This window comes from Knoellia sp. AC549 (assembly GCF_979258975.1).
In genome coordinates this window covers 2,997,337-3,015,701 of sequence record NZ_OZ409890.1, presented here as the reverse complement: position 1 = coordinate 3,015,701, position 18,365 = coordinate 2,997,337, and the positions used below count along the sequence as shown (strand labels likewise).

Below are 18,365 nucleotides of genomic sequence, written 5' to 3'. Positions count from 1 at the left end.
CGACTTTGTCGGGTTTCAGGCGCTGGCGGCGATGTCGCGGATGCGCTGCGACACCACCGTGGTGATGCCGTCGCCGCGCATGCTCACGCCATAGAGCGCGTCGGCGATCTCCATCGTCTTCTTCTGGTGGGTGATGACGATGAGCTGGCTGCTGTCACGCAGCTCCTCGAAGAGCGTGATGAGCCGACCGAGGTTGGTGTCGTCGAGTGCCGCCTCCACCTCGTCCATGATGTAGAAGGGGCTGGGTCGCGCCTTGAAGATCGCGACGAGGATGGCCACGGCGACGAGGGAGCGCTCGCCCCCGGAGAGCAGCGAGAGGCGCTTGACCTTCTTGCCCGGCGGGCGGGCCTCGACCTCGATGCCGGTCGTCAGCATGTCGCTCGGGTCGGTGAGGACGAGCTGGCCGGCGCCTCCGGGGAAGAGCCTCTGGAAGACCTGCTCGAACTGGGCCGCCGTGTCGTGGAAGGCCTCGGTGAAGACCTGCTCGACGCGCTCGTCGACCGACCTGACGATGTCGAGAAGGTCGCGCTTGGAGTTCTTGAGGTCCTCGAGCTGCTCGGTGAGGAACCTGTGTCGCTCCTCAAGGGCCGAGAACTCCTCGAGGGCGAGCGGGTTGACCCGACCCAGCGCTGACAGGCCGCGCTCGGCCTTGCGCAGGCGCTTCTCCTGCTCCTCACGCACGAACGCCGACGGCATGGGCAGGTCGCCCTCGTGGTCCGGGCCGGCGATGAACGGGATGAGCTGGTGCGGGCCGAAGTCCTCCATGAGGACCTCGGGGTCGACGCCGAGCTCCTCGACGGCCTTGGCCTGCAGCTGCTCGATGCGAGCGAGCTGGCGGGCGCGGGCGACCTCGTCACGGTGAGCGGAGTCGGTGAGCTCGCGCAGCTCGTCCTGGTGGGTTGCCATCTCGGTGCGCAGGGCCTGGACGGCGGTGTCGCGTTCGGTGCGCTGACGCTCGGCGTCCTCCCGCAGACGAGCGGCGCGTCCCAGCGCGCTCGCCATCCGATCGGTGGCGTATGCCGCCGCGCGGCTCACCGCGTCGGCGATCGTCACCTCCCGACGACGACGCTCCTGACGCTGCCGCAGCTTCTCGCGGGCCTGGATCTCGTTGCGCGCCGCGCCCTCCAGCGAGTCGGCCCGACCCTTGAGGGAGCGGGCGCGCTCCTCACGGGTGCGCAGGGTGAGGCGGAGCTCGGTCTCGGCGGTGCGGGCCCGGCTCGCGGCGAGCTCGAGGTCGTCGCGCTCGTCGGTCGAGGGCTCCTCCGACTCGGTGGGCTCGGCGCTCGCCTCGTCCAGCCTCGCCGCCAGGGCCGTGAGCTCGAGACGGTCGGTCTCGAGGGCGGCCTCGGCGTCGGCGATGGTCCGCTCGGTCCGCTCGACCTCCGCGCGGCTCGTGCGGATCGTCGACTGCAGCCCGCCCAGCTGTTCGGCGACCGCCGCCATGCGGGCGTCGCTGTCGTGGAGCGCCTCGAGGGCTGCCTCGACCCGCTCGGTGACCGATGCGGCCTTCTCGCGCGCGCTGGCCAGAGCGAAGCGGGTCTGCTCGCTCCTGGTCGTGGCTGCGGCCACGGCGGCCTGGGCCTCCTCGAGGGCCGACTGGATCTCGAGGAGCGACTCGCCGCTGCTCGATCCGCCACGGACCCATCCCGGTGCGAAGACGTCGCCGTCCTCGGTGACGGCGGTGATGCCTTCGCCGCGGGCGACGAGCGCCAGGGCGTGCTCAGGACCGCTCACGAGGGCGACGCGGTCAAGGAGCTGTTCGACCGCCGGGAGCACGTCGGCAGGAGCCGAGACCACATCGCGTGCCCACACGCCGGACCCGTCGAGGTCGGGCCATGTGTTCCGGTCCGACGCACGGGCGGTGTCGCCGACGAGCAGGGTCGCCTGGCCATGGTCGTCCTGGCGCAGGTGGTCCACCGCGCGCGCTGCCTGCTGCGCGGAGCCGACGGCAAGGGCTTCTGACGCCCAGCCGAGCGCGGCCGCGACTGCGGCCTCGTGACCACCCGTGACCTGGAGCAAGGACGCGACGGTCCCCACGATGCCGTGGTCCGCGTCCGACGCAGCAAGCAGGGCCGCAGCCCCGTCCTTGCGGCGAAGGCTCAGACCGAGGGCCTCGACGCGGGCCGCTGCCGCCGAACGGTCCCGCTCGGCCTCACGCTCGGCGTTCTCGAGCGCGGCGATGCGGCCCTCGATCTCGGCCAGCTCCTCGGCAGCGGTCTCGTAGGCAGTGTCGAGACCCTCTTCGCCTTCCTCGTCGCTGGCGACGGTGCCCTCGAGCCGTGCGAACGCCTGCTCGGCCTCGGTGGCCCGAGCTGTCGATGACGCGATCACGCCCTGCAGGCGCCCGATCTCCGCCTCCCCGGCCTCGATGCGGCTGCGGCGTGCGCCCACCTGTCCGGCGAGCTTGGCCAGGCCCTCGCGCCGGTCGGCCGCGGCGCGGGCGAGACGCGACAGACGGTTCTGCTCCGCGGCATACGCCTTCTCCGCGTCCTCACGGGCCGTCACGGCGTCGGCGAGCTGCTCGGCGGCGGTCGCGACCTCGGCGAGGAGCTTCTGCTCCGCCTCGCGGGCCTGCGCCGCCTGGGCGCGCAGCTCGTCGGGGTCGCGGCCGGTCGTGGCCTCGTCGACGTCGTCCTGGCTCAGCAACCGCACGCGTTCGCGGGCGACGGAGGCCGTCGACTCGAGGCGGTCGCGCAGCGACTGGAGCCTGACGAAGCGGTCCTGCGAGCGGCCGAGCTCGGGCGCGGCGTCGGCGGCCTGGCGCTCGATCTCGGTGATCCGCGAGCGCAGCGACTCGAGGGCGTTCTCGACGGTGGTGCGACGCTCGATGAGGGCGGTCTCGTCGGCGACCTCCTGCTCGAGGGTCGACGTGAGCTGGACGAGGTCGTCGGCAAGGAGGCGCTGGCGTGCGTCACGGGCCTCGGCCTGGATGACCGCGGCCTTGCGGGCGGCTTCGGCCTGGCGACCCAGGGGCCCGAGCTGGCGGCGGATCTCGCCGGTGAGGTCGTGGACGCGGGTGAGGTTGGCCTCCATCGCGTCGAGCTTGCGGAGAGCGCGCTCCTTGCGCTTGCGGTGCTTGAGGACACCAGCGGCCTCCTCGATGAAGCCGCGGCGCTCCTCGGGGGTCGCGCGCAGCACGGCGTCGAGCTGGCCCTGGCCGACGATGACGTGCATCTCGCGGCCGATCCCGCTGTCGGACAACAGCTCCTGGATGTCCAACAGACGGCTGGGCGTGCCGTTGATGGCGTACTCGGAGCCGCCGTTGCGGAACATCGTCCGGGTGATCGTCACCTCGGCGTAGTCGATCGGCAGCGCGCCGTCGGTGTTGTCGATCGTGAGGCTGACCTCGGCGCGACCCAGCGGTGGGCGGCCGGCGGTGCCGGCGAAGATGACGTCCTCCATCTTGCCGCCGCGCAGGGTCTTGGCGCCCTGCTCACCCATGACCCAGGCGAGGGCGTCGACGACGTTGGACTTGCCGGAGCCGTTGGGGCCGACGATGCAGGTGATGCCGGGTTCGAGGCGCATGGTCGTGGCCGAGGCGAAGGACTTGAACCCCTTGAGGGTCAGGCTCTTGACGTACACGCGATGACTCTCGGTTCCTGTCGTGGGCACAGTGGCTGGGCCGATAGGGGCTCACTGTACCGGCGGGCCGAAGCCCCACCGGGGAAGCAGGAACCCCCTGCGTTGCCCGTGACGCGAGTGGCGGAAGTGACTGGTGGGCTCAGCCCTTGGCGATCGACTCGTGGTGGTGGATGACCTCGGCGATGACGAAGTTGATGAACTTCTCGGCGAACTCCGGGTCGAGGCCGCTCTCGTTGGCCAGGCCGCGCAACCGCGTGATCTGCCGCTCCTCGCGCGCCGGGTCGGCCGGCGGCATACCCGCCGTCGCCTTGAGCTCGCCGACCTGCTGGGTGCACTTGAAGCGCTCCGCGAGGAGGTGCACGAGGGCCGCATCGATGTTGTCGATGCTGGAACGCAGGCGGGCCAGCTCCGGGGGGACGTCGCTCATTCCCCCATCGTAGGAATGCCCACCGCTCGCGGTCCGTGCGTCCCACGACCCGGTATGCCGGCCCACCCAGACCGTGGGACCGCGCTCACCTCTCGACGAAGCCCGTGACGTCGAGCCGCGGCGCGGTCTCCAGCGGCGTCGACACGGAGGCGACCCGGCCGGGACGGCGGGTCGTCGACGGCTCTTCGCCGAGGAGGTCGAGGAAGCGGGCGACGGCGCCGCGAGGGCCCTGGGCCACGACCTCCACCCGTCCGTCTGAGGTGTTGCGCGCGTGCCCGACGAGGCCGAGCTCGAGGGCCCGCGCTCGCGTCCACCACCGGAACCCCACGCCCTGGACGTCCCCACGCACGTTGACGGTCACGCGGACGAGCTGGAGTCCGCCCTCTCGAGGGTCCAGGCTCGTCTCCATGGCTGCATGCTAGGACGGAGACTTCCCAGCGCGCCTCCCTGACCCTGTCGGTGCCCGTCCATAGCCTGTGGTCATGAGCGTGGGGAACCCTTCCGCTCGGCCCGGGGCCGCCCCTACGAGCGCCCCGTCCCGCAGCACACCGTCGCCGGCAGGTCGCCTGCCCGGGCTCGATGGTCTGCGCGCCGTCGCGATCCTGGCCGTGCTCGCGTTCCACCTGGACCCACGGTGGCTGCCGGGCGGCTTCCTCGGCGTCGACGTCTTCTTCGTCATCTCCGGCTTCCTCATCACGACCCTCCTCGTGCGCGAGCACCAGCGTGAGGGACGCATCGACCTGCGCGGTTTCTGGACGAGACGGGCCCGCCGCCTCCTGCCGGCCCTGCTCGTCCTCGTGCCGAGCGTCATCCTCATCGCCCGGCTCGTCGAGGCCGACCTCCTCGTCGGCATCGGCCGCCAGTCCGTCGGTGCCCTGAGCTTCACCAGCAACTGGCTGGAGATCCGGGCCGGCTCCGACTACTTCCACAGCACCGCGCCGCAGCTGCTCATGAACCTCTGGTCGCTCGCGGTCGAGGAGCAGTTCTACCTCCTGTGGCCCCTCGTCGCCCTGGCGCTGCTGCGGTTCGCGCCGTCGTCCCGGGCCCGTGCCGGTGTGGCTGTGGCCCTCGCGCTCGGCTCCGCCGTCCTGATGGCGAGCCACTACGACCCGGCCCTGGGTGCGACCCGCGTCTACTACGGCACCGACACCCACCTCATGGGCCTCATGCTGGGCGCGGCCCTCGCGTTCGCCTGGTCGGCGCCACACCGCGCCTGGACCTCGTCGGACACCTGGCAACGGCTGCGGGTGCCGGCGGTCGCTGGTGCCGGCGTCCTGCTCGTGGCGCTGCTCGTCCTCCTCGACGAGTCGACGGCGCTGACCTTCCGGGGCGGCATCCTCGCCGCCTCCGTGGCCACCACCGTCCTCGTCCTCGGCGTCGTCGAGCGGCCGGGACCGCTGCGTTCGGTCCTCGACCTCCCGGTGCTGCGCTGGATCGGTGAGCGCTCCTACGGCCTCTACCTCTGGCACTGGCCGGTGATCCTCATCGTCGAGGCCGACCTGCCGTGGGCCTCGCGCGGCGCGGACGACTACCTCTGGTCGCGGCTGTGGTGCGTGCTCGTCACCGTCGCCCTGGCCGACCTGTCCCACCGGCTCATCGAGATGCCTGTCCGCCGACGCGGCTTCCGTGGGTCGGCGCGCCACCTCGTCCGGTCGATCCGCTACTCCGGCACGCGCACGGCTCGGGCGGTGTGGGCCTCCGCAGCCGTCCTCGCGATCGCGCTCACCGCCGTCCTCGTCACCGCACCCACCCGGACGCGGGTCGAGCAGCTGCTCGATGCCAACGCCTCTGCCGCGACGGTGGCCGCGCCGAGTCTCACGCTGACGGCTGCCCCGTCGAGCTTCTCCCTCGAGCACATCCAAGGGGGCCACGCCGCCCGTGGCACCGGGAGCCGGGCCCGGGCAGACCTGGGCCATGCCGACCGGCGCCGAGATCGATGGCTACGGGGACTCCATGATGGTCGGCAGCGTCCATGCGCTCCGCTACTACTTCCCCGACATCCGTCTGGACGCCCGGTCCAACCGCCAGTGGGCCGAGGGCCTCAAGGTCGTCCGTGCCCGCGGCAGCGACACCCGGCGAGCCGTCGTCCTCGCACTCGGCACCAACGCCGGCACCGACCTCGAGCAGGCCCGTCTGACCCTCGACGCACTGGGCCCCGACCGCATGGTCGTCCTCGTCACGCTCCACGGACGGATCAACCGCATCGCCTCCGACAACACTGCCCTCAAGGAGCTCGTCGCCGGACGTGACAACGTCGTGCTCGCCGACTGGGACGCCGCGCTCAAGGGCACGACCGGGCAGCTCCAGTCCGACGGCATGCATCCCTCCCTCAAGGGTGCGCACCTCTATGCCCGGACGATCCAGCACGCGTTCGCGGAGCTCAGCGAACGGCATACGGGCAAGGCCGTTGTGCTCAAGGAGCTCCCGCTGCCGTGACGCCGTCGGGCTCGCGCCCACGCCGTCGAGATCGGGTGACGCGCGCGGGATCACGGGTCTGTGCAGCACGTCGCCCCATCCCGACGAGCCTGGATCGAGACCCACCGGTGCGACAGCCGGGCGTCAGGCGCTGCGGCGGAGCCGGGGGCGCGGCTGGCACGACGGGCACGAGAACGAGGACCGGTTCATGAAGTGCTCGCGCCGGATCGGTGTGCCACAGCGCGCACACGGCTTCCCCTCCTGGCCGTAGGCGTGCAGTGACCGGTCGAAGTAGCCGGAGGCGCCGTTGACGTTGACATACAGCGCGTCGAAGCTCGTCCCTCCCTGGGTGAGGGCGGCCGCCATGACCTCGCGGGCGGAGTCGAGGACTCGGGAGATCGCCGGCTTCGTGAGACTGCTCGACGGACGCTCACCGTGGATCCCGGCTCGCCAGAGCGCCTCGTCGGCATAGATGTTGCCGATGCCCGACACGACGCCCTGGTGCAGGATCATCCGCTTGATCGCGCTGTCGCTCGCCTTGATCCGCCGCACGACCGCCGCCCGGTCGTAGGCGTCCTCGAAGGGGTCCGGAGCGATGTGCCGGATCTGGTGCGGCACCCCGTCGTCCTCGAGGTCGTCGAGGGCGAAGCCACCGAACGTGCGCTGGTCGACGAACCGCAGCTCGGGATCCCCGTCAGCGAAGGTGAAGCGCGCGTGCAGGTGCTTCTCGTCCGGCGCCTCAGCCGCCTCGACGAGGAGCTGTCCACTCATCCCGAGGTGAGCGAGAAGTCCGTGGACCGGGTGCCCGTCCTGGGAGAGGACCAGCCAGAGGTACTTGCCGCGACGCCGGGCCTGGGTGACGTCGAGCCCGGTCACCCGCTCCGCCAGGTCGACCGGACCCGGGACGTGGCGCCGCGCCACGCGCGCGCCGGTGAAGGAGGCCGACGTGATGCGGCGGCCGACGACGTGGTCGGCGAGCCCGCGGCGGACGACCTCGACCTCAGGCAGCTCGGGCACGGGTCAGGTCGGTCGCGTGAGGTCGGGCAGGGGCGCCGTCGACAGGCCGTCACCGTGACTGTCCCGCATGGCCTGCCACGCCTGGGCTGCGGCCTGCTGCTCGGCGTCCTTCTTGGTGCGGCCCACGCCGTTGCCGTGCTCCACCCCGTCGAGCAGGACGCGGGCGCTGAAGGACTTGGCGTGCTCGGGGCCGTCCTCCTCGAGGACGTACTCCACCGGTCCGGCTCCGTGCAGGGCGCAGATCTCCTGCAGGCTCGTCTTCCAGTCCAGCCCGGCCCCCAACGTGGCCGAGCTCGCCATCAGCGGGTCGAGGAGGTGGTGCACCAGCGCACCCGCCGCCTCGAGTCCGGCGCTGCAGAAGGTCGCGCCGATGACCGCCTCCACGGTGTCGGCCAGGATCGAGTCCTTGTCGCGCCCCCCGGTCGACTCCTCGCCGCGACCGAGGTGGAGGAAGTCACCCAGCCCCAGGGTGCGACCGACCGCCGCGAGGGCGCGCATGTTGACCACCGCGGCCCGGAGCTTGGCCAGCTGCCCCTCCGTGAGGTCGGGGTGGGTCGTGTAGAGCGTGTCGGTGACGACGAGGCCCAGCACCGAGTCGCCGAGGAACTCGAGTCGCTCGTTGTGCGGGATCCCACCGGCCTCGTAGGCGTAGGAACGATGCGTCAGGGAACGCCCGAGGAGCGCCTCGTCGATGTCTCCACCGGTCACCTCGGTGAGGTACTGGTGGAGCTCAGCGACGGGGCGCTGTGGCGTGCGAGCCGCCGGGCCGTTCGAGCCCCTCCCCATGAGGAGTTGGCTCAGCCCTGGTGCTCGGTGCGCTCGGCCACGCCGTAGTGGCGCCCGTTGTAGGTACCGCACGACGGGCACGCGATGTGCGGCTGCGTCGGGGCCTTGCACTGGGGGCATGCGGTCAGGGTGACCGGCGTGGCCTTCCAGTTGGCACGGCGGTGGCGCGTGTTGGAGCGCGAAGTCTTCCGCTTCGGAACAGCCACGTCAGGTCCTATCTGAAGTCTGTGTCGTGGTCGGCTCGGACGCGAGGTCCGTGAGAGCCGCCCACCTGGGGTCGATCACGTCATGTGCGTGGTCCGGATCCTCCGCGAGGTGCATCCCACATTCGGAACACAACCCCGGGCAGTCCGGACGACACACGGGCTGGAACGGCAGTGCGGGCACCACCGAGTCCCGGAGGACCGCTTCGAGGTCGATCAGACCGTCCTCGACGAGGTACTCCTCGGCTGCTTCCTCGTCGCCCACCTCCTGGTGGTGGGCGTTGCGATCGGCGTAGGCGAACAGCTCCTGGAACCTGCCAGACACATCGTGGCTGATCGGATCCAGGCACCGCACGCAGGCGCCGGTCGCCGTGCCTCGAACCGAACCGGTGACCAGGACGCCCTCGACGACGGACTCGAGCCGCACGTCGACTGCCAAGGGTTCCCCCTCGGCGACGCGCAGCACCTCCGTGCCGAACTCCGCTGGTGCCTCGACCTCGCGGACAAGCTCCGTCATCGAGCCGGGTCGCCGGCCGACCTCCTTGGTGTCGAGCACCAGAGGAGACCGAGGATCGAGACGAGTCATTGCCCTTTGCCTTGGTCGAGTGGTTCGGTCCGTCGTCACGGCTGACGCAGACCGAAGATCAAAGGTACCGGAGGGTGGACCACCAGCCCAAATGCGGTCCCTGTATGCCGCGTGCGAACCTTCCGACCTCAGCCCTGCGACCCGCGTCGCGTCAGGGCGGCGAGGACCTCGTCCGGGACGAGCCCGGAGACGTCGCCGCCGAGCCTCGCGACCTCCTTGACCAGCGAGCTCGACACGTGCTCGAACGCGGGAGCACCAGGCAGGAAGACCGTCTCGACACCCGTGAGATGGCGGTTCATGAGCGCCATCGGCAGCTCGTAGGCGTAGTCGGTGCCCCCACGCAGCCCCTTGACGACGACGTCGGCGCCGACGTCCCGGCAGACGTCGACGAGCAGGCGACCCGCGAAGGCCTCTACCCTCACGCGCGCGGCAACCGCCTCCGGGAGGGCGCGCTCGATGAAGCCGATGCGCTCGTCGATGCCGAAGGTCCCACTCTTCGACGGGTTGTGCAGCACCGCGACGACGACCTCGTCATAGAGCGCGGCAGCACGCACGAGCACGTCGACGTGTCCCAGCGTGACGGGGTCATAGGAGCCCGGGCACACGGCACGCCTGATCTGCTGGTCGTTCACCTGCGCCACCCTACGGTTCCAAGCCGCGACGACCTCAGTCCTTGGCCTTCTCCTTGGAGGCCTCCTCGACCTCCTTGGCCTCCTCCTTGGCCTCGTCCTTGATCTTGTCGGCCTCGTCCCGGGCCTCGGGAGCGGCGATCACGCCCTCCTTCTCGGCGCGGCGCAGCAGAGCCTGCACCTGCTCGAGGCTGGCGCAGCCCTGGTCCAGCAGCTCGTTGCGGCGGGTCGCCCAGGCGAGACCGAGGTCCTCGCGGACGCTCTCCGCCACCTCCTCGCGCGCCGGGTTGAGGATCGTCTGCTCCTCCTCGTTGGCGTGGTGGTTCACCACGGTGGCCAGCTCCTCGAGGGCGGTGTCGTACTTGTCCGTGTCGGTGCCCTTGGCCTCCAGGAACGCGATGAGGGCCTCGTGGATCTCGGCGTGCTCCTCCTCGCCGTGCTCCTGCTCGTCCGCGGTGATCGCGCGCTTCTTGCGCAGGCTCGGATAGACCTTCTCCTCCTCGGCCTCACCGTGCGCGACGAGGATCTCGGCGAGCGCCTCGCGAGCCGAGCCCCGGTCGGCGTCGTTGCGACGGCACTCCCGGATCAGGTCCTCGAAGACGCGGTGGTCGGCGAGGATGAGGTCGAGGACGTCACCACTGGTCGGACGGGGGATCTCGTAGTCGCTCATGCCAGCATCCTCGCTGACGGGAAGCCCGCTCGTGTCGCTAACGACTCGGCGGATGGCGAACCAGATGACCGTCTCGCCGTACTTCTTGAGCCGCTCCGGCACCAGGCCCTCGGGCCAGGTCGGCTCGCTGGACCGCTTGGACCGTTCCACGACCACGAGCGCTCCGTCGGACAGCCAGCCGCGTGTCACCAGGGTCGCGAGGTCGGCGGCGAGCGCCTCCTCGGGGAGGTCGTACGGTGGGTCGAGGAAGACGAGGTCGAGCTCGCGCGAAGCTGCCGCGAGCGCCGAGGACACGGTCGTCGGGAGGACCGTCGCCCGCAGCCCCAGCGCTGCGGCGTTGGCTCGGATGACGGATGCCGCGGTCCGGTCGGACTCGACCAGGGTCACCTCGGCAGCCCCACGGCTGGCGGACTCCAGACCCAGGGCCCCGGACCCGGCATACAGGTCCATGACGCGCGATCCGGAGAGTGCGTCGCGTGCCTCGAGGGAGGAGAAGAGCGCCTCGCGGACCCGGTCGCTCGTGGGACGGGTGCCGCGACCGGCAGGAGTTTTGAGCGAACGGCCGCCGGCGGTGCCGGCGATCAGTCTCGTCACGTGGGTCTCACCCTCGTTCCAGGTATGCCGCTTGCTCGGCATCGACACGGGCGTGGACGAGCTCAGCCAGCCGGGGGTGGGTCGACAGGTCCGGATCGTCGGCGACGACCCCGAAGGCATCCTCGCGCGCGGCCACGATGAGCTCCTCGTCCTCGAGGACGTGGAGGAACTGCAGCTGGGTGCGCCTGCCGTGCTGGGAGGAGCCCAGGATGTCGCCCTCGCGCCGTTGCCGCAGGTCGATGCGGGCCAGCTCGAAGCCGTCGGTGGTGCCGGCGACCGCCTCGAGCCGCTCGTGGGGGACGTCGGTGTCGCCGGAGTGCACGAGCAGGCAGAGGCCGGGCAGTCCGCCACGACCCACACGACCGCGCAGCTGGTGCAGCTGCGAGACCCCGAAACGGTCCGCGTCCATGACGACCATGACGCTGGCGTTGGGGACGTCGACACCGACCTCGATGACCGTCGTCGAGACGAGGACGTCGATGTCACCCGAGGCGAAGTCGCGCATGATCGCGTCCTTGTCCTCGGCGGGCAGCCGTCCGTGCAGGATCTCGATGCGCAGCCCCTCGAGCGCCGGGTTGGCCACGAGGTCGGCGTGCACGTGGTGCACCGAGGCGAGGGGTCGAGGAGGCGGGACGTCCTCCCCGCTGCCGTCCTCTCCGTCCCCCTCCCCGTCCGGGTCGGTGGAGGTGGCCTCGGGCGCGAAGATCTCGGCGTCCTCGTCCGGCTCGTCGTCGTCACCGATGCGGGGACAGACGACATAGGCCTGTCGCCCCAGGGCGACCTCTTCGGCGATGCGCTGCCAGGTCCGCTGGAGCCAGCCCGGCCTGGCCTCGGGCACGACATGGGTGGTGATGGGGGCTCGCCCGGCGGGCAGCTCGCTGAGGGTCGAGGTCTCCATGTCGCCGAAGACCGTCATCGCGACGGTGCGCGGGATGGGCGTGGCCGTCATGACGAGGACGTGGGGTGGCTGAGCGGCCTTGCCCCGCAATGCATCTCGCTGCTCGACGCCGAAGCGGTGCTGCTCGTCGACGACCACGAGCGCGAGGTCCTGGAAGCTGACGTGCTCCTGGATGAGGGCGTGCGTGCCGATGACGATCCCGGCGTCGCCGCTCGCGATGTCGAGCATCGCCTTGCGGCGCGACTGGGTCGACATGCTCCCGGTGAGGAGCGTGACCCGGGTCCCGATCTCACTGCCACCGAGCATCCCGCCCTCGGCGAGGTCGCCGAGCATGGCGGTGATCGATCGATGGTGCTGTGAGGCGAGGACCTCCGTGGGGGCGAGGAGCGCGGCCTGGCCGCCGGAGTCGACAGCGGCCAGCATGGCCCGGACGGCGATGACCGTCTTGCCCGAGCCGACCTCTCCCTGCAGGAGTCGGTGCATGGGGACGTCCCGGGCCATCTCGGCGGCGAGGGTCTGGCCCACCTCGACCTGTCCGGCCGTGAGGGTGAAGGGCAGCCGGTCGTCGAAGGAGTCGAGGAGGCCACCGGGGCGAGGAACGCGGGCGAGCGTCGACTCCTTCGCCTGCCGCGCCCGGCGCTGCGCCAGGGCGACCTGGAGGACCAGGGCCTCCTCGTAGGACATGCGCCTGCGTGCCGCGTCGACCTCGGCCTGTGAGTCCGGTGTGTGGATCCCCCGCAGGGCTGACGTCCTGTCCACGAGGTCACGACGGTCGAGGATCTCCTCGGGGATGGCCTCCGGGCTCTCGTCGAGGAGGTCGAGGACCATGCGCACGCACTCGGTCACGGTCCACGTGTGGAGGTTGCCGACGGACATGTAGATCGGGATGAGGTTTCGTCGCTCGCCCCGGTCGAAGTCGCTGAGCAGCGAGTAGCCGGGGTGGGCAAGCTGGAGGCGGTTGTTGAACGAGGACACCTTGCCCGCGAACAGCGCCCGCGTGCCGGGGACGAGCTTGCCCTCGTGCCCGTGGGCCGAGAAGAAGGTGATCTCGAGGTCCTTGGAGCCGTCGGTGATGACGGCCTGGAGCATGCGTCCGCGACGGGCCTTCATCGAGCGCGTGGTCGCCGACTTCACCTCTGCCACGGCGACGATGTAGGAGCCGGGGCGGGCGGCCGCGAGATTGCTCTCGGGCGACTGGTAGCGCCTGGGCCAGTAGGCGAGGAGGTCGCGCACGGTCTCGATCTCGCGCGAGTCCTTGAACTTCTTCGCCTCGCGCTTGTCCAGCACCTTGGTGAGCGGAGTCGACTCGTCGTACACCGGGCTACTCCACCCCCACGAGCAGCGGGTAGACCTGCTGACCGCCGTCGATGCGGACCACCTCGACCTCGGCGTGCTCCTTGGCCAGGCGCGCCTCGACGGCGTCGATGAAGGCCGGGTCGGCGTCGGCGCCCGACACCAGGGTGACGAGCTCGCCACCGCCGGAGAGCAGTCGGTCGAGCACCTCGCCGGCCGTGTCCGCCAGGTTGTCTCCGATGAGCGCGACATCGCCGCTGACGATGCCGAGGATGTCGCCGACCGAGACGGAGCCGGCCCAGGTGAGCACCTCGCGGGAGGCGATCGACACGGCCCCGTGCCGGGTGGCGACGGCCGCGCTGGTCATGGAGATGGCGTTCTCGCGCAACCCCTTGTCGAAGTCCACGACGGCGAGAGCGGCCAGGCCCTGCACGGCCGTGCGCGCGGGCACGATCGCCGTGACCACGCCGTCGTCCGTGGCAGCCCGGCAGGCGACCTCGGCCGCCATGAGGGTGTCCCGGTCGTTGGGCAGCACGACGACGGAGGCGGCGCCCGAGCGCCGGATGGCCTCGAGCAGCTGCCCGGCCGAGGCGCGCGCGCCGGGCGAGCTGGGCACGACCACGGCGCCGGCCTCGGCCAGGATCGTGGCCATGCCGGGCCCGGCGGCGCAGGCGATGACCGCGAACTGCTGGGGCTCACGAGCCGCGATCTGGGTGGCGAAGTGGGTGACCTTGATCCGGTGCGGCCGGCCGGCCAGGATCCCGGCCTCGAGGGCGGCACCGACGTCGTCGACGTGCACGTGGACGTTCCAGAGGTCGGGTCCGCCGACGACGAGCAGCGAGTCACCCAGGCCGTCGAGCGCGGTGCGCATCATCGCCACCCGACCGGCATCACTGTCGTCGAGCAGGAACATGACCTCGAAGGCCGGACCACCGGCTGCGTTGGTGGGCGCGTCGAATGCGAGGGATGCTGGGTCGCCCCCGGCTGCACCAGCGTGCGGCCCCGCAGACGGGTCGTCGCCCGCAACGGGATCGGCCGTCCAGGACGCGCGTGGCACGAGGTCGTCGCTGGGGCGGTGGAGCCGTCCGGCATCGCTCCAGTCGCCGGTGAGCACGCGGTGCAGGGCCTCGATCATGAGCAGGCAGCCTGCTCCGCCCGCGTCGACGACGCCGGCCCGGGCGAGCACGGGCAGCTGCTCGGGGGTTCGGTTGAGAGCGATCTCGGCAGCCGCAACAGCCGCCCCCGCGACGTCCACCGCTCCGAGCCCGGCTCCGGCTGCCTCGCGTGCAGCCTGGGCGGCCGCGTCGGCGACGCTGAGGATCGTGCCCTCCTGAGGGTGGGCGACGCTCGCCCGGGCCAGCTCGGCGCCGCGGGTCACGGCCCGTGCCAGTGCGCCACCGTCGACCTCGGTGAGCTCCTCCTCGATGACCACGGCGCACATGCCCGCGACCAGCTGGCTCACGATGACGCCGGAGTTGCCCCTCGCCGACATCAGGAGCGCGCGGGACAGGTCCCGTGCCTCCACCACGAGCGAGGCCGTCCCCAGCACCCCTTGGCTCGAGTGCAGCCGCTTGAGCTCGTCGATGGCGGTGTCCATCGTGAGATAGAGGTTGGTGCCGGTGTCCCCGTCAGGGACGGGATAGACGTTGAGCGCGTCGATCTCGGTGCGTCGGGCGGCGAAGGCCGCACGGGTCAGCGCTCCCCAGAGACGGGCTCCATCGGCATCGAGAACGGGGGGCACGATGGCAGGCTATCGGGCGCCCCCGACGCGTTTTGGAGCCACACCCGAACTCGGCTACGCTTTGACGGTTCCGCGTGAGCCCCCTCCGGGGCGGGCACCGGAATCCACTGACCTGAGACGACTGATCTGTCGTCTTGTTCGACACCTGACTCAAGGAGACCACCCGTGGCTGCCAACTGCGATGTCTGCGGCAAGGGACCCGGCTTCGGCCACAGCATTTCGCACTCGCACCGCCGCACCAAGCGTCGCTGGAACCCCAACATCCAGCGCGTGAAGGCTCTTGTCGGTGACAAGGGTGTGACCCCGAAGCGTCTCAACGTCTGCACCTCCTGCCTCAAGGCCGGCAAGGTCAAGCGCTGACCCCCTAGCCGTATCCCGAGAGGGCGCCGTCCATCCGGACGGCGCCCTCTCGCATGCCCAGACTCCAGGCTCCGGTATGCCGCTCAGCCGGCGAAGTGGTCCCAGCCGGTCACGCTCGGGACGGCTCCACCGACCGTGAGCCGCGGCCCCTCGGATCCCGCCTGTGCGACCTGGCCGATGACGGTCCAGGGGGCCCGCTCGTCGTCCGGCACCGAGCCGGGGGCGAAGGTCGCGAGCAGCGAGTGCTCCTCTCCCCCTGACAGCACCTGGCGCCAGCCGGCCTCCCCGCCCAGGACCAGCTCGACCGGCCCCGCGAGGAAGTGCTCGCGCATCGCGCTCTCGTCGAGGACCAGCTCCACGCCGCTCGCGGCGGCGATCCGTCCACCGTCGCGCACGAGCCCGTCGGAGAGGTCGATCATCGACGTCGCGCCGGCGTCGGCGGCGACGGGGCCGGCCTCCCAGGGCGGGCGGGGCGAGCGGTGGAACCACATGAGCAGGGAGGTCGCCAGCTCCGGGGCACCGAGGTGCGCTCCATCGGCCTCGTGCCCGATCGGGTCCGGGGCCCCCGACTCGTAGAGCGCGAGGCCGGCACCGGACCAGCCGAGTGACCCCGACACCGCGACGACGTCGCCGGGTCGGGCGCCGGAGCGCAGCACCGGCGCCCGGCCCTCGAGGTCGCCGAACGCCGTCACCGCCACGAGGACCGTCCCGGCGGGCGCCGAGGAGAGGTCTCCGCCGACCACGGGCGCCCTCGCGTCCTCGGCGGCGTCCGCGATGCCCCGAGTGAGGTCGATGACCCAGTCGAGGTCGGTCTCGGGGTCGGCGGCCACGGACACGAGCAGCCCGGTCGGGACCGCGCCCATGGCGGCGACGTCGGCGACGTTCTGCGCGACCACCTTGACGCCGACGTCGTGCCCGCTGGACCAGTCGTCGCGCCAGTCCTTCCCCCGCACCATCGAGTCGGTGGTGACGACCACGGAGCCCCGAGCGGTGAGCACGGCGGCGTCGTCGCCCGGTGGCACGAGCACCCCCACGCCGGCGTAGGGGCTCTGCCCGAACATCGGGATGATCCGGGCGAGCAGCTCGGACTCGGTCACCGAACCGATCGTCGTGTGCACGCGCACCGACCCACCTCCTGACCACCCGAGACTTGCGGACCGTCCGCACGGTACCGTGCAGGCACCATCGCCTCGGCGACGGTCGACCAAGACCCAGCAGGACTCAGACGGAGCCGGCGCACCGAGCCTCTCCCCGACAGTGAGGTGACACCCAGTGGTCCAGGCCTACATCCTGATTCAGACCGAAGTCGGTCGCGCAGCAGCCGTGGCGACCGCGATCGCGGCGATCCCGGGAGTGGCCCTCGCCGAGGACGTCACCGGCCCGTACGACTGCATCGCCCGCGTCGAGGCCGAGACGGTCGACGAGCTCGGCAAGCTCGTCATCGCCAAGATCCAGGAGGTCGAGGGCATCACCCGGACCCTCACCTGCACGGTGGTTCACGTCTGACCGTGCCATCACGGAGGCACATGAGGACGGCGGTGGCGCTCGGCGCCACCGCCGTCCTCATGCTGTCCGGGTGTTCGTCGACCGTCGAGATCGAGCCCACACCCCTGGCAGACGGTGAGGTATGCCGTGCGGTCACCTCCGCGTGGCCGACGGACGTGGGTGACCAGGCACGACGTGAGGTGTCGGACACGAGCGCGGGTGCGGCATACGGGGATCCAGCGATCATCGCAAGGTGCGGTGTCCCGCCGCTGGGACCGACCACGGACGACTGCATCGAGGTCGACGGCCTGGGGTGGGTCGCCCAGGAGCTCAGTGACGGGACCCGGTTCACCACCTTCGGGCGGGACCCGGCCATCGAGGTGCTCATCCCGAGCGACTACGCCCCGGAGCCGCTGCTCCTGCCGGCCTTCACGGCCGCCGCGGAGAGGCTCCCGAAGAACTCCCTCGCCTGCAGCTGATCAGCGCAGGCCGACGCGGCGCTCCATCGCGAGAGCGATGAGCTCGTCGATGAGCTCCGGATAGGGAAGCCCGGCAGCGGCCCACATGCGCGGATACATCGAGCTGGGCGTGAAGCCGGGCATCGTGTTGATCTCGTTGATGACGACGTCGCCGGTCTCGGTGAGGAAGAAGTCGCAGCGAGCCAGGCCTTCGCACCCCGCTGCCGTGAACGCCGTGACAGCCATCTGGGCGATCTGCTCGGCGACCTCAGGCGAGACGTCAGCCGGTGCCTCCAGCCGGATGTCGTCGGTCGCGAGGTACTTGGCCTCGAAGTCGTAGAAGGCGTGGTTCTGGACGACGATGCACTCCCCCATCGGGCTGGTGCGCGGCTCGTCGGTGCCGTGACCGTCGAGGACACCGCACTCGATCTCGCGGCCCGCGATGCCCTGCTCGACGACGACCTTGGGGTCGTGCTCCCGGGCGGCCTCGACGGCGGTGCGCAGCCCTTCCGGCGAGTCGACCTTGCTGATGCCCATGCTCGACCCGGCGCGGGCCGGCTTGACGAAGACGGGGAAGGTGAGCGCCCCGACGGCGTCGAGCGCCGCCTCCGGGTCGCGCAGCCACTCGCGGTCGGTGATCACGGTGTAGGGGCCGACGGGCAGACCGGCCGCCGCGAAGACGACCTTCATCATGTGCTTGTCCATCATCACGGCGGACGCGGTGACACCGGACCCGACGTAGCGGACGTCGGCGAGGTCCAGCATCCCCTGGATGGTGCCGTCCTCGCCGAAGGGGCCGTGGAGCAGCGGGAAGACGACATCGACCTCACTGAGCTCGCGCGGGGCCGCGCCGGGCTCGTGGACGATGAGGTGCCGGGCGGTCGCGCTCGTGGGCACGAGCACGCTGGGACCGCTCGCGTCGACCTCGGGGATGTGCGTCGCCGTGAGACGCAACGGCTCGGGGTCGTTGGGCGCCAGCACCCAGCTGCCGTCCTTGGCGATCCCGATGGGGATGACGTCGTAGCGCTCGGGGTCGAGCGCCGACATGACGCTCGCGGCCGTCGCGCACGACACGGCGTGCTCGGAGGAACGACCTCCGAAGACCAGCGCGACGCGCAGTCGGCGAGGCGCATCAGGCGCACCAGCAGGGCTCGGGCTCTCGGACGGCGCCCCGGTCGGCGTGATCTCGGTGTTCATCGCCAGCGACCCTATCCCGGTGGG

Annotated in this window: 18 protein-coding genes; 5 read left to right on the top strand and 13 right to left on the bottom strand. The window is 71.2% G+C overall.

Annotation, left to right across the window (positions count from 1 at the left end; translation table 11 throughout):
* Positions 1–15: 15 nt before the first annotated feature.
* The 3 genes from smc to ACZZ98_RS14660 all read right to left on the bottom strand — a co-directional run bounded on the left by smc (position 16) and on the right by ACZZ98_RS14660 (position 4,418).
* Entirely contained in the window at positions 16–3,582 is a 3,567-nt protein-coding gene (smc, locus tag ACZZ98_RS14670; protein WP_463516936.1) for a chromosome segregation protein SMC, read from the bottom strand.
* A gap of 139 nt (positions 3,583–3,721) precedes the next feature.
* Entirely contained in the window at positions 3,722–4,009 is a 288-nt protein-coding gene (locus ACZZ98_RS14665) for a chorismate mutase (RefSeq protein WP_463516935.1), read from the bottom strand.
* A gap of 85 nt (positions 4,010–4,094) precedes the next feature.
* Positions 4,095–4,418 (bottom strand): acylphosphatase, encoded by a 324-nt coding sequence (locus ACZZ98_RS14660; protein WP_463516934.1) that lies wholly within the window; start codon positions 4,416–4,418, stop codon positions 4,095–4,097.
* A gap of 73 nt (positions 4,419–4,491) precedes the next feature.
* Here ACZZ98_RS14660 and ACZZ98_RS14655 point away from each other — a divergent pair, with 73 nt between their 5' ends.
* The gene (locus ACZZ98_RS14655) at positions 4,492–6,258 is read left to right on the top strand and encodes an acyltransferase family protein (protein WP_463516933.1); all 1,767 of its coding nucleotides are present in this window, start codon (positions 4,492–4,494) and stop codon (positions 6,256–6,258) included.
* Positions 6,173–6,445: an SGNH/GDSL hydrolase family protein gene (locus ACZZ98_RS14650; protein WP_463516932.1), complete on the top strand. Its 273-nt coding sequence runs from the start codon at positions 6,173–6,175 to the stop codon at positions 6,443–6,445. Before ACZZ98_RS14655 ends, ACZZ98_RS14650 begins: the two co-directional genes overlap by 86 nt.
* A gap of 123 nt (positions 6,446–6,568) precedes the next feature.
* On the opposite strand, the gene mutM is transcribed toward ACZZ98_RS14650, so the two are convergent.
* The 8 genes from mutM to ACZZ98_RS14610 form a co-directional block, all read right to left on the bottom strand.
* Complete coding sequence (gene mutM, locus ACZZ98_RS14645; RefSeq protein ID WP_463516931.1) at positions 6,569–7,441, bottom strand: bifunctional DNA-formamidopyrimidine glycosylase/DNA-(apurinic or apyrimidinic site) lyase; 873 nt, start codon at positions 7,439–7,441, stop codon at positions 6,569–6,571.
* 3 nt (positions 7,442–7,444) lie between these two features.
* Positions 7,445–8,227, bottom strand: a complete 783-nt coding sequence (rnc, locus tag ACZZ98_RS14640) for a ribonuclease III (RefSeq protein WP_463516930.1) — start codon at positions 8,225–8,227, stop codon at positions 7,445–7,447.
* 11 nt (positions 8,228–8,238) lie between these two features.
* Complete coding sequence (rpmF, locus tag ACZZ98_RS14635) at positions 8,239–8,433, bottom strand: 50S ribosomal protein L32 (RefSeq protein WP_056139918.1); 195 nt, start codon at positions 8,431–8,433, stop codon at positions 8,239–8,241.
* 1 nt (position 8,434) lies between these two features.
* Positions 8,435–9,016, bottom strand: coding sequence for a YceD family protein (locus tag ACZZ98_RS14630; protein WP_463516929.1), 582 nt, complete (start codon positions 9,014–9,016; stop codon positions 8,435–8,437).
* Between the two features lie 128 nt (positions 9,017–9,144).
* Positions 9,145–9,648: a pantetheine-phosphate adenylyltransferase gene (coaD, locus tag ACZZ98_RS14625; RefSeq protein ID WP_463516928.1), complete on the bottom strand. Its 504-nt coding sequence runs from the start codon at positions 9,646–9,648 to the stop codon at positions 9,145–9,147.
* A gap of 34 nt (positions 9,649–9,682) precedes the next feature.
* A complete protein-coding gene (gene rsmD / locus ACZZ98_RS14620; RefSeq protein WP_463516927.1) occupies positions 9,683–10,909 on the bottom strand; it encodes a 16S rRNA (guanine(966)-N(2))-methyltransferase RsmD in 1,227 nt (408 codons plus the stop codon).
* A gap of 7 nt (positions 10,910–10,916) precedes the next feature.
* On the bottom strand, positions 10,917–13,124 hold the full coding sequence (locus ACZZ98_RS14615; protein WP_463516926.1) for an ATP-dependent DNA helicase RecG: 2,208 nt from the start codon (positions 13,122–13,124) through the stop codon (positions 10,917–10,919).
* Positions 13,125–13,128: 4 nt separating this feature from the next.
* Positions 13,129–14,841, bottom strand: coding sequence for a DAK2 domain-containing protein (locus ACZZ98_RS14610; RefSeq protein ID WP_463516925.1), 1,713 nt, complete (start codon positions 14,839–14,841; stop codon positions 13,129–13,131).
* Between the two features lie 165 nt (positions 14,842–15,006).
* On the opposite strand from ACZZ98_RS14610, the gene rpmB reads away from it, so the two are divergent.
* The gene (rpmB, locus tag ACZZ98_RS14605) at positions 15,007–15,201 is read left to right on the top strand and encodes a 50S ribosomal protein L28 (protein WP_009778186.1); all 195 of its coding nucleotides are present in this window, start codon (positions 15,007–15,009) and stop codon (positions 15,199–15,201) included.
* Between the two features lie 83 nt (positions 15,202–15,284).
* Here rpmB and thiL read toward each other — a convergent pair whose 3' ends face one another.
* Positions 15,285–16,325: a thiamine-phosphate kinase gene (thiL, locus tag ACZZ98_RS14600; RefSeq protein WP_463516924.1), complete on the bottom strand. Its 1,041-nt coding sequence runs from the start codon at positions 16,323–16,325 to the stop codon at positions 15,285–15,287.
* 148 nt (positions 16,326–16,473) lie between these two features.
* Between thiL and ACZZ98_RS14595 the strand changes: the two genes are divergently transcribed.
* Together ACZZ98_RS14595 and ACZZ98_RS14590 are read left to right on the top strand one after the other, a co-directional pair.
* Entirely contained in the window at positions 16,474–16,707 is a 234-nt protein-coding gene (locus ACZZ98_RS14595) for an Lrp/AsnC ligand binding domain-containing protein (protein WP_009778184.1), read from the top strand.
* 20 nt (positions 16,708–16,727) lie between these two features.
* Complete coding sequence (locus ACZZ98_RS14590) at positions 16,728–17,165, top strand: DUF3515 family protein (RefSeq protein ID WP_463516923.1); 438 nt, start codon at positions 16,728–16,730, stop codon at positions 17,163–17,165.
* Here ACZZ98_RS14590 and ACZZ98_RS14585 read toward each other — a convergent pair whose 3' ends face one another.
* The gene (locus ACZZ98_RS14585; protein WP_463516922.1) at positions 17,166–18,341 is read right to left on the bottom strand and encodes a D-alanine--D-alanine ligase family protein; all 1,176 of its coding nucleotides are present in this window, start codon (positions 18,339–18,341) and stop codon (positions 17,166–17,168) included.
* Positions 18,342–18,365: the final 24 nt, after the last annotated feature.

What these genes read in the sequence shown, in the direction of transcription:
- ACZZ98_RS14665 (WP_463516935.1), bottom strand. Translation starts at nt 4,009, where the DNA reads ATGAGCGACGTCCCCCCGGAGCTGGCCCGCCTGCGTTCCAGCATCGAC.
- ACZZ98_RS14660 (WP_463516934.1), bottom strand. Translation starts at nt 4,418, where the DNA reads ATGGAGACGAGCCTGGACCCTCGAGAGGGCGGACTCCAGCTCGTCCGC.
- ACZZ98_RS14655 (WP_463516933.1), top strand. Translation starts at nt 4,492, where the DNA reads ATGAGCGTGGGGAACCCTTCCGCTCGGCCCGGGGCCGCCCCTACGAGC.
- ACZZ98_RS14650 (WP_463516932.1), top strand. Translation starts at nt 6,173, where the DNA reads ATGGTCGTCCTCGTCACGCTCCACGGACGGATCAACCGCATCGCCTCC.
- rnc (WP_463516930.1), bottom strand. Translation starts at nt 8,227, where the DNA reads ATGGGGAGGGGCTCGAACGGCCCGGCGGCTCGCACGCCACAGCGCCCC.
- ACZZ98_RS14630 (WP_463516929.1), bottom strand. Translation starts at nt 9,016, where the DNA reads ATGACTCGTCTCGATCCTCGGTCTCCTCTGGTGCTCGACACCAAGGAG.
- ACZZ98_RS14590 (WP_463516923.1), top strand. Translation starts at nt 16,728, where the DNA reads ATGAGGACGGCGGTGGCGCTCGGCGCCACCGCCGTCCTCATGCTGTCC.
- ACZZ98_RS14585 (WP_463516922.1), bottom strand. Translation starts at nt 18,341, where the DNA reads ATGAACACCGAGATCACGCCGACCGGGGCGCCGTCCGAGAGCCCGAGC.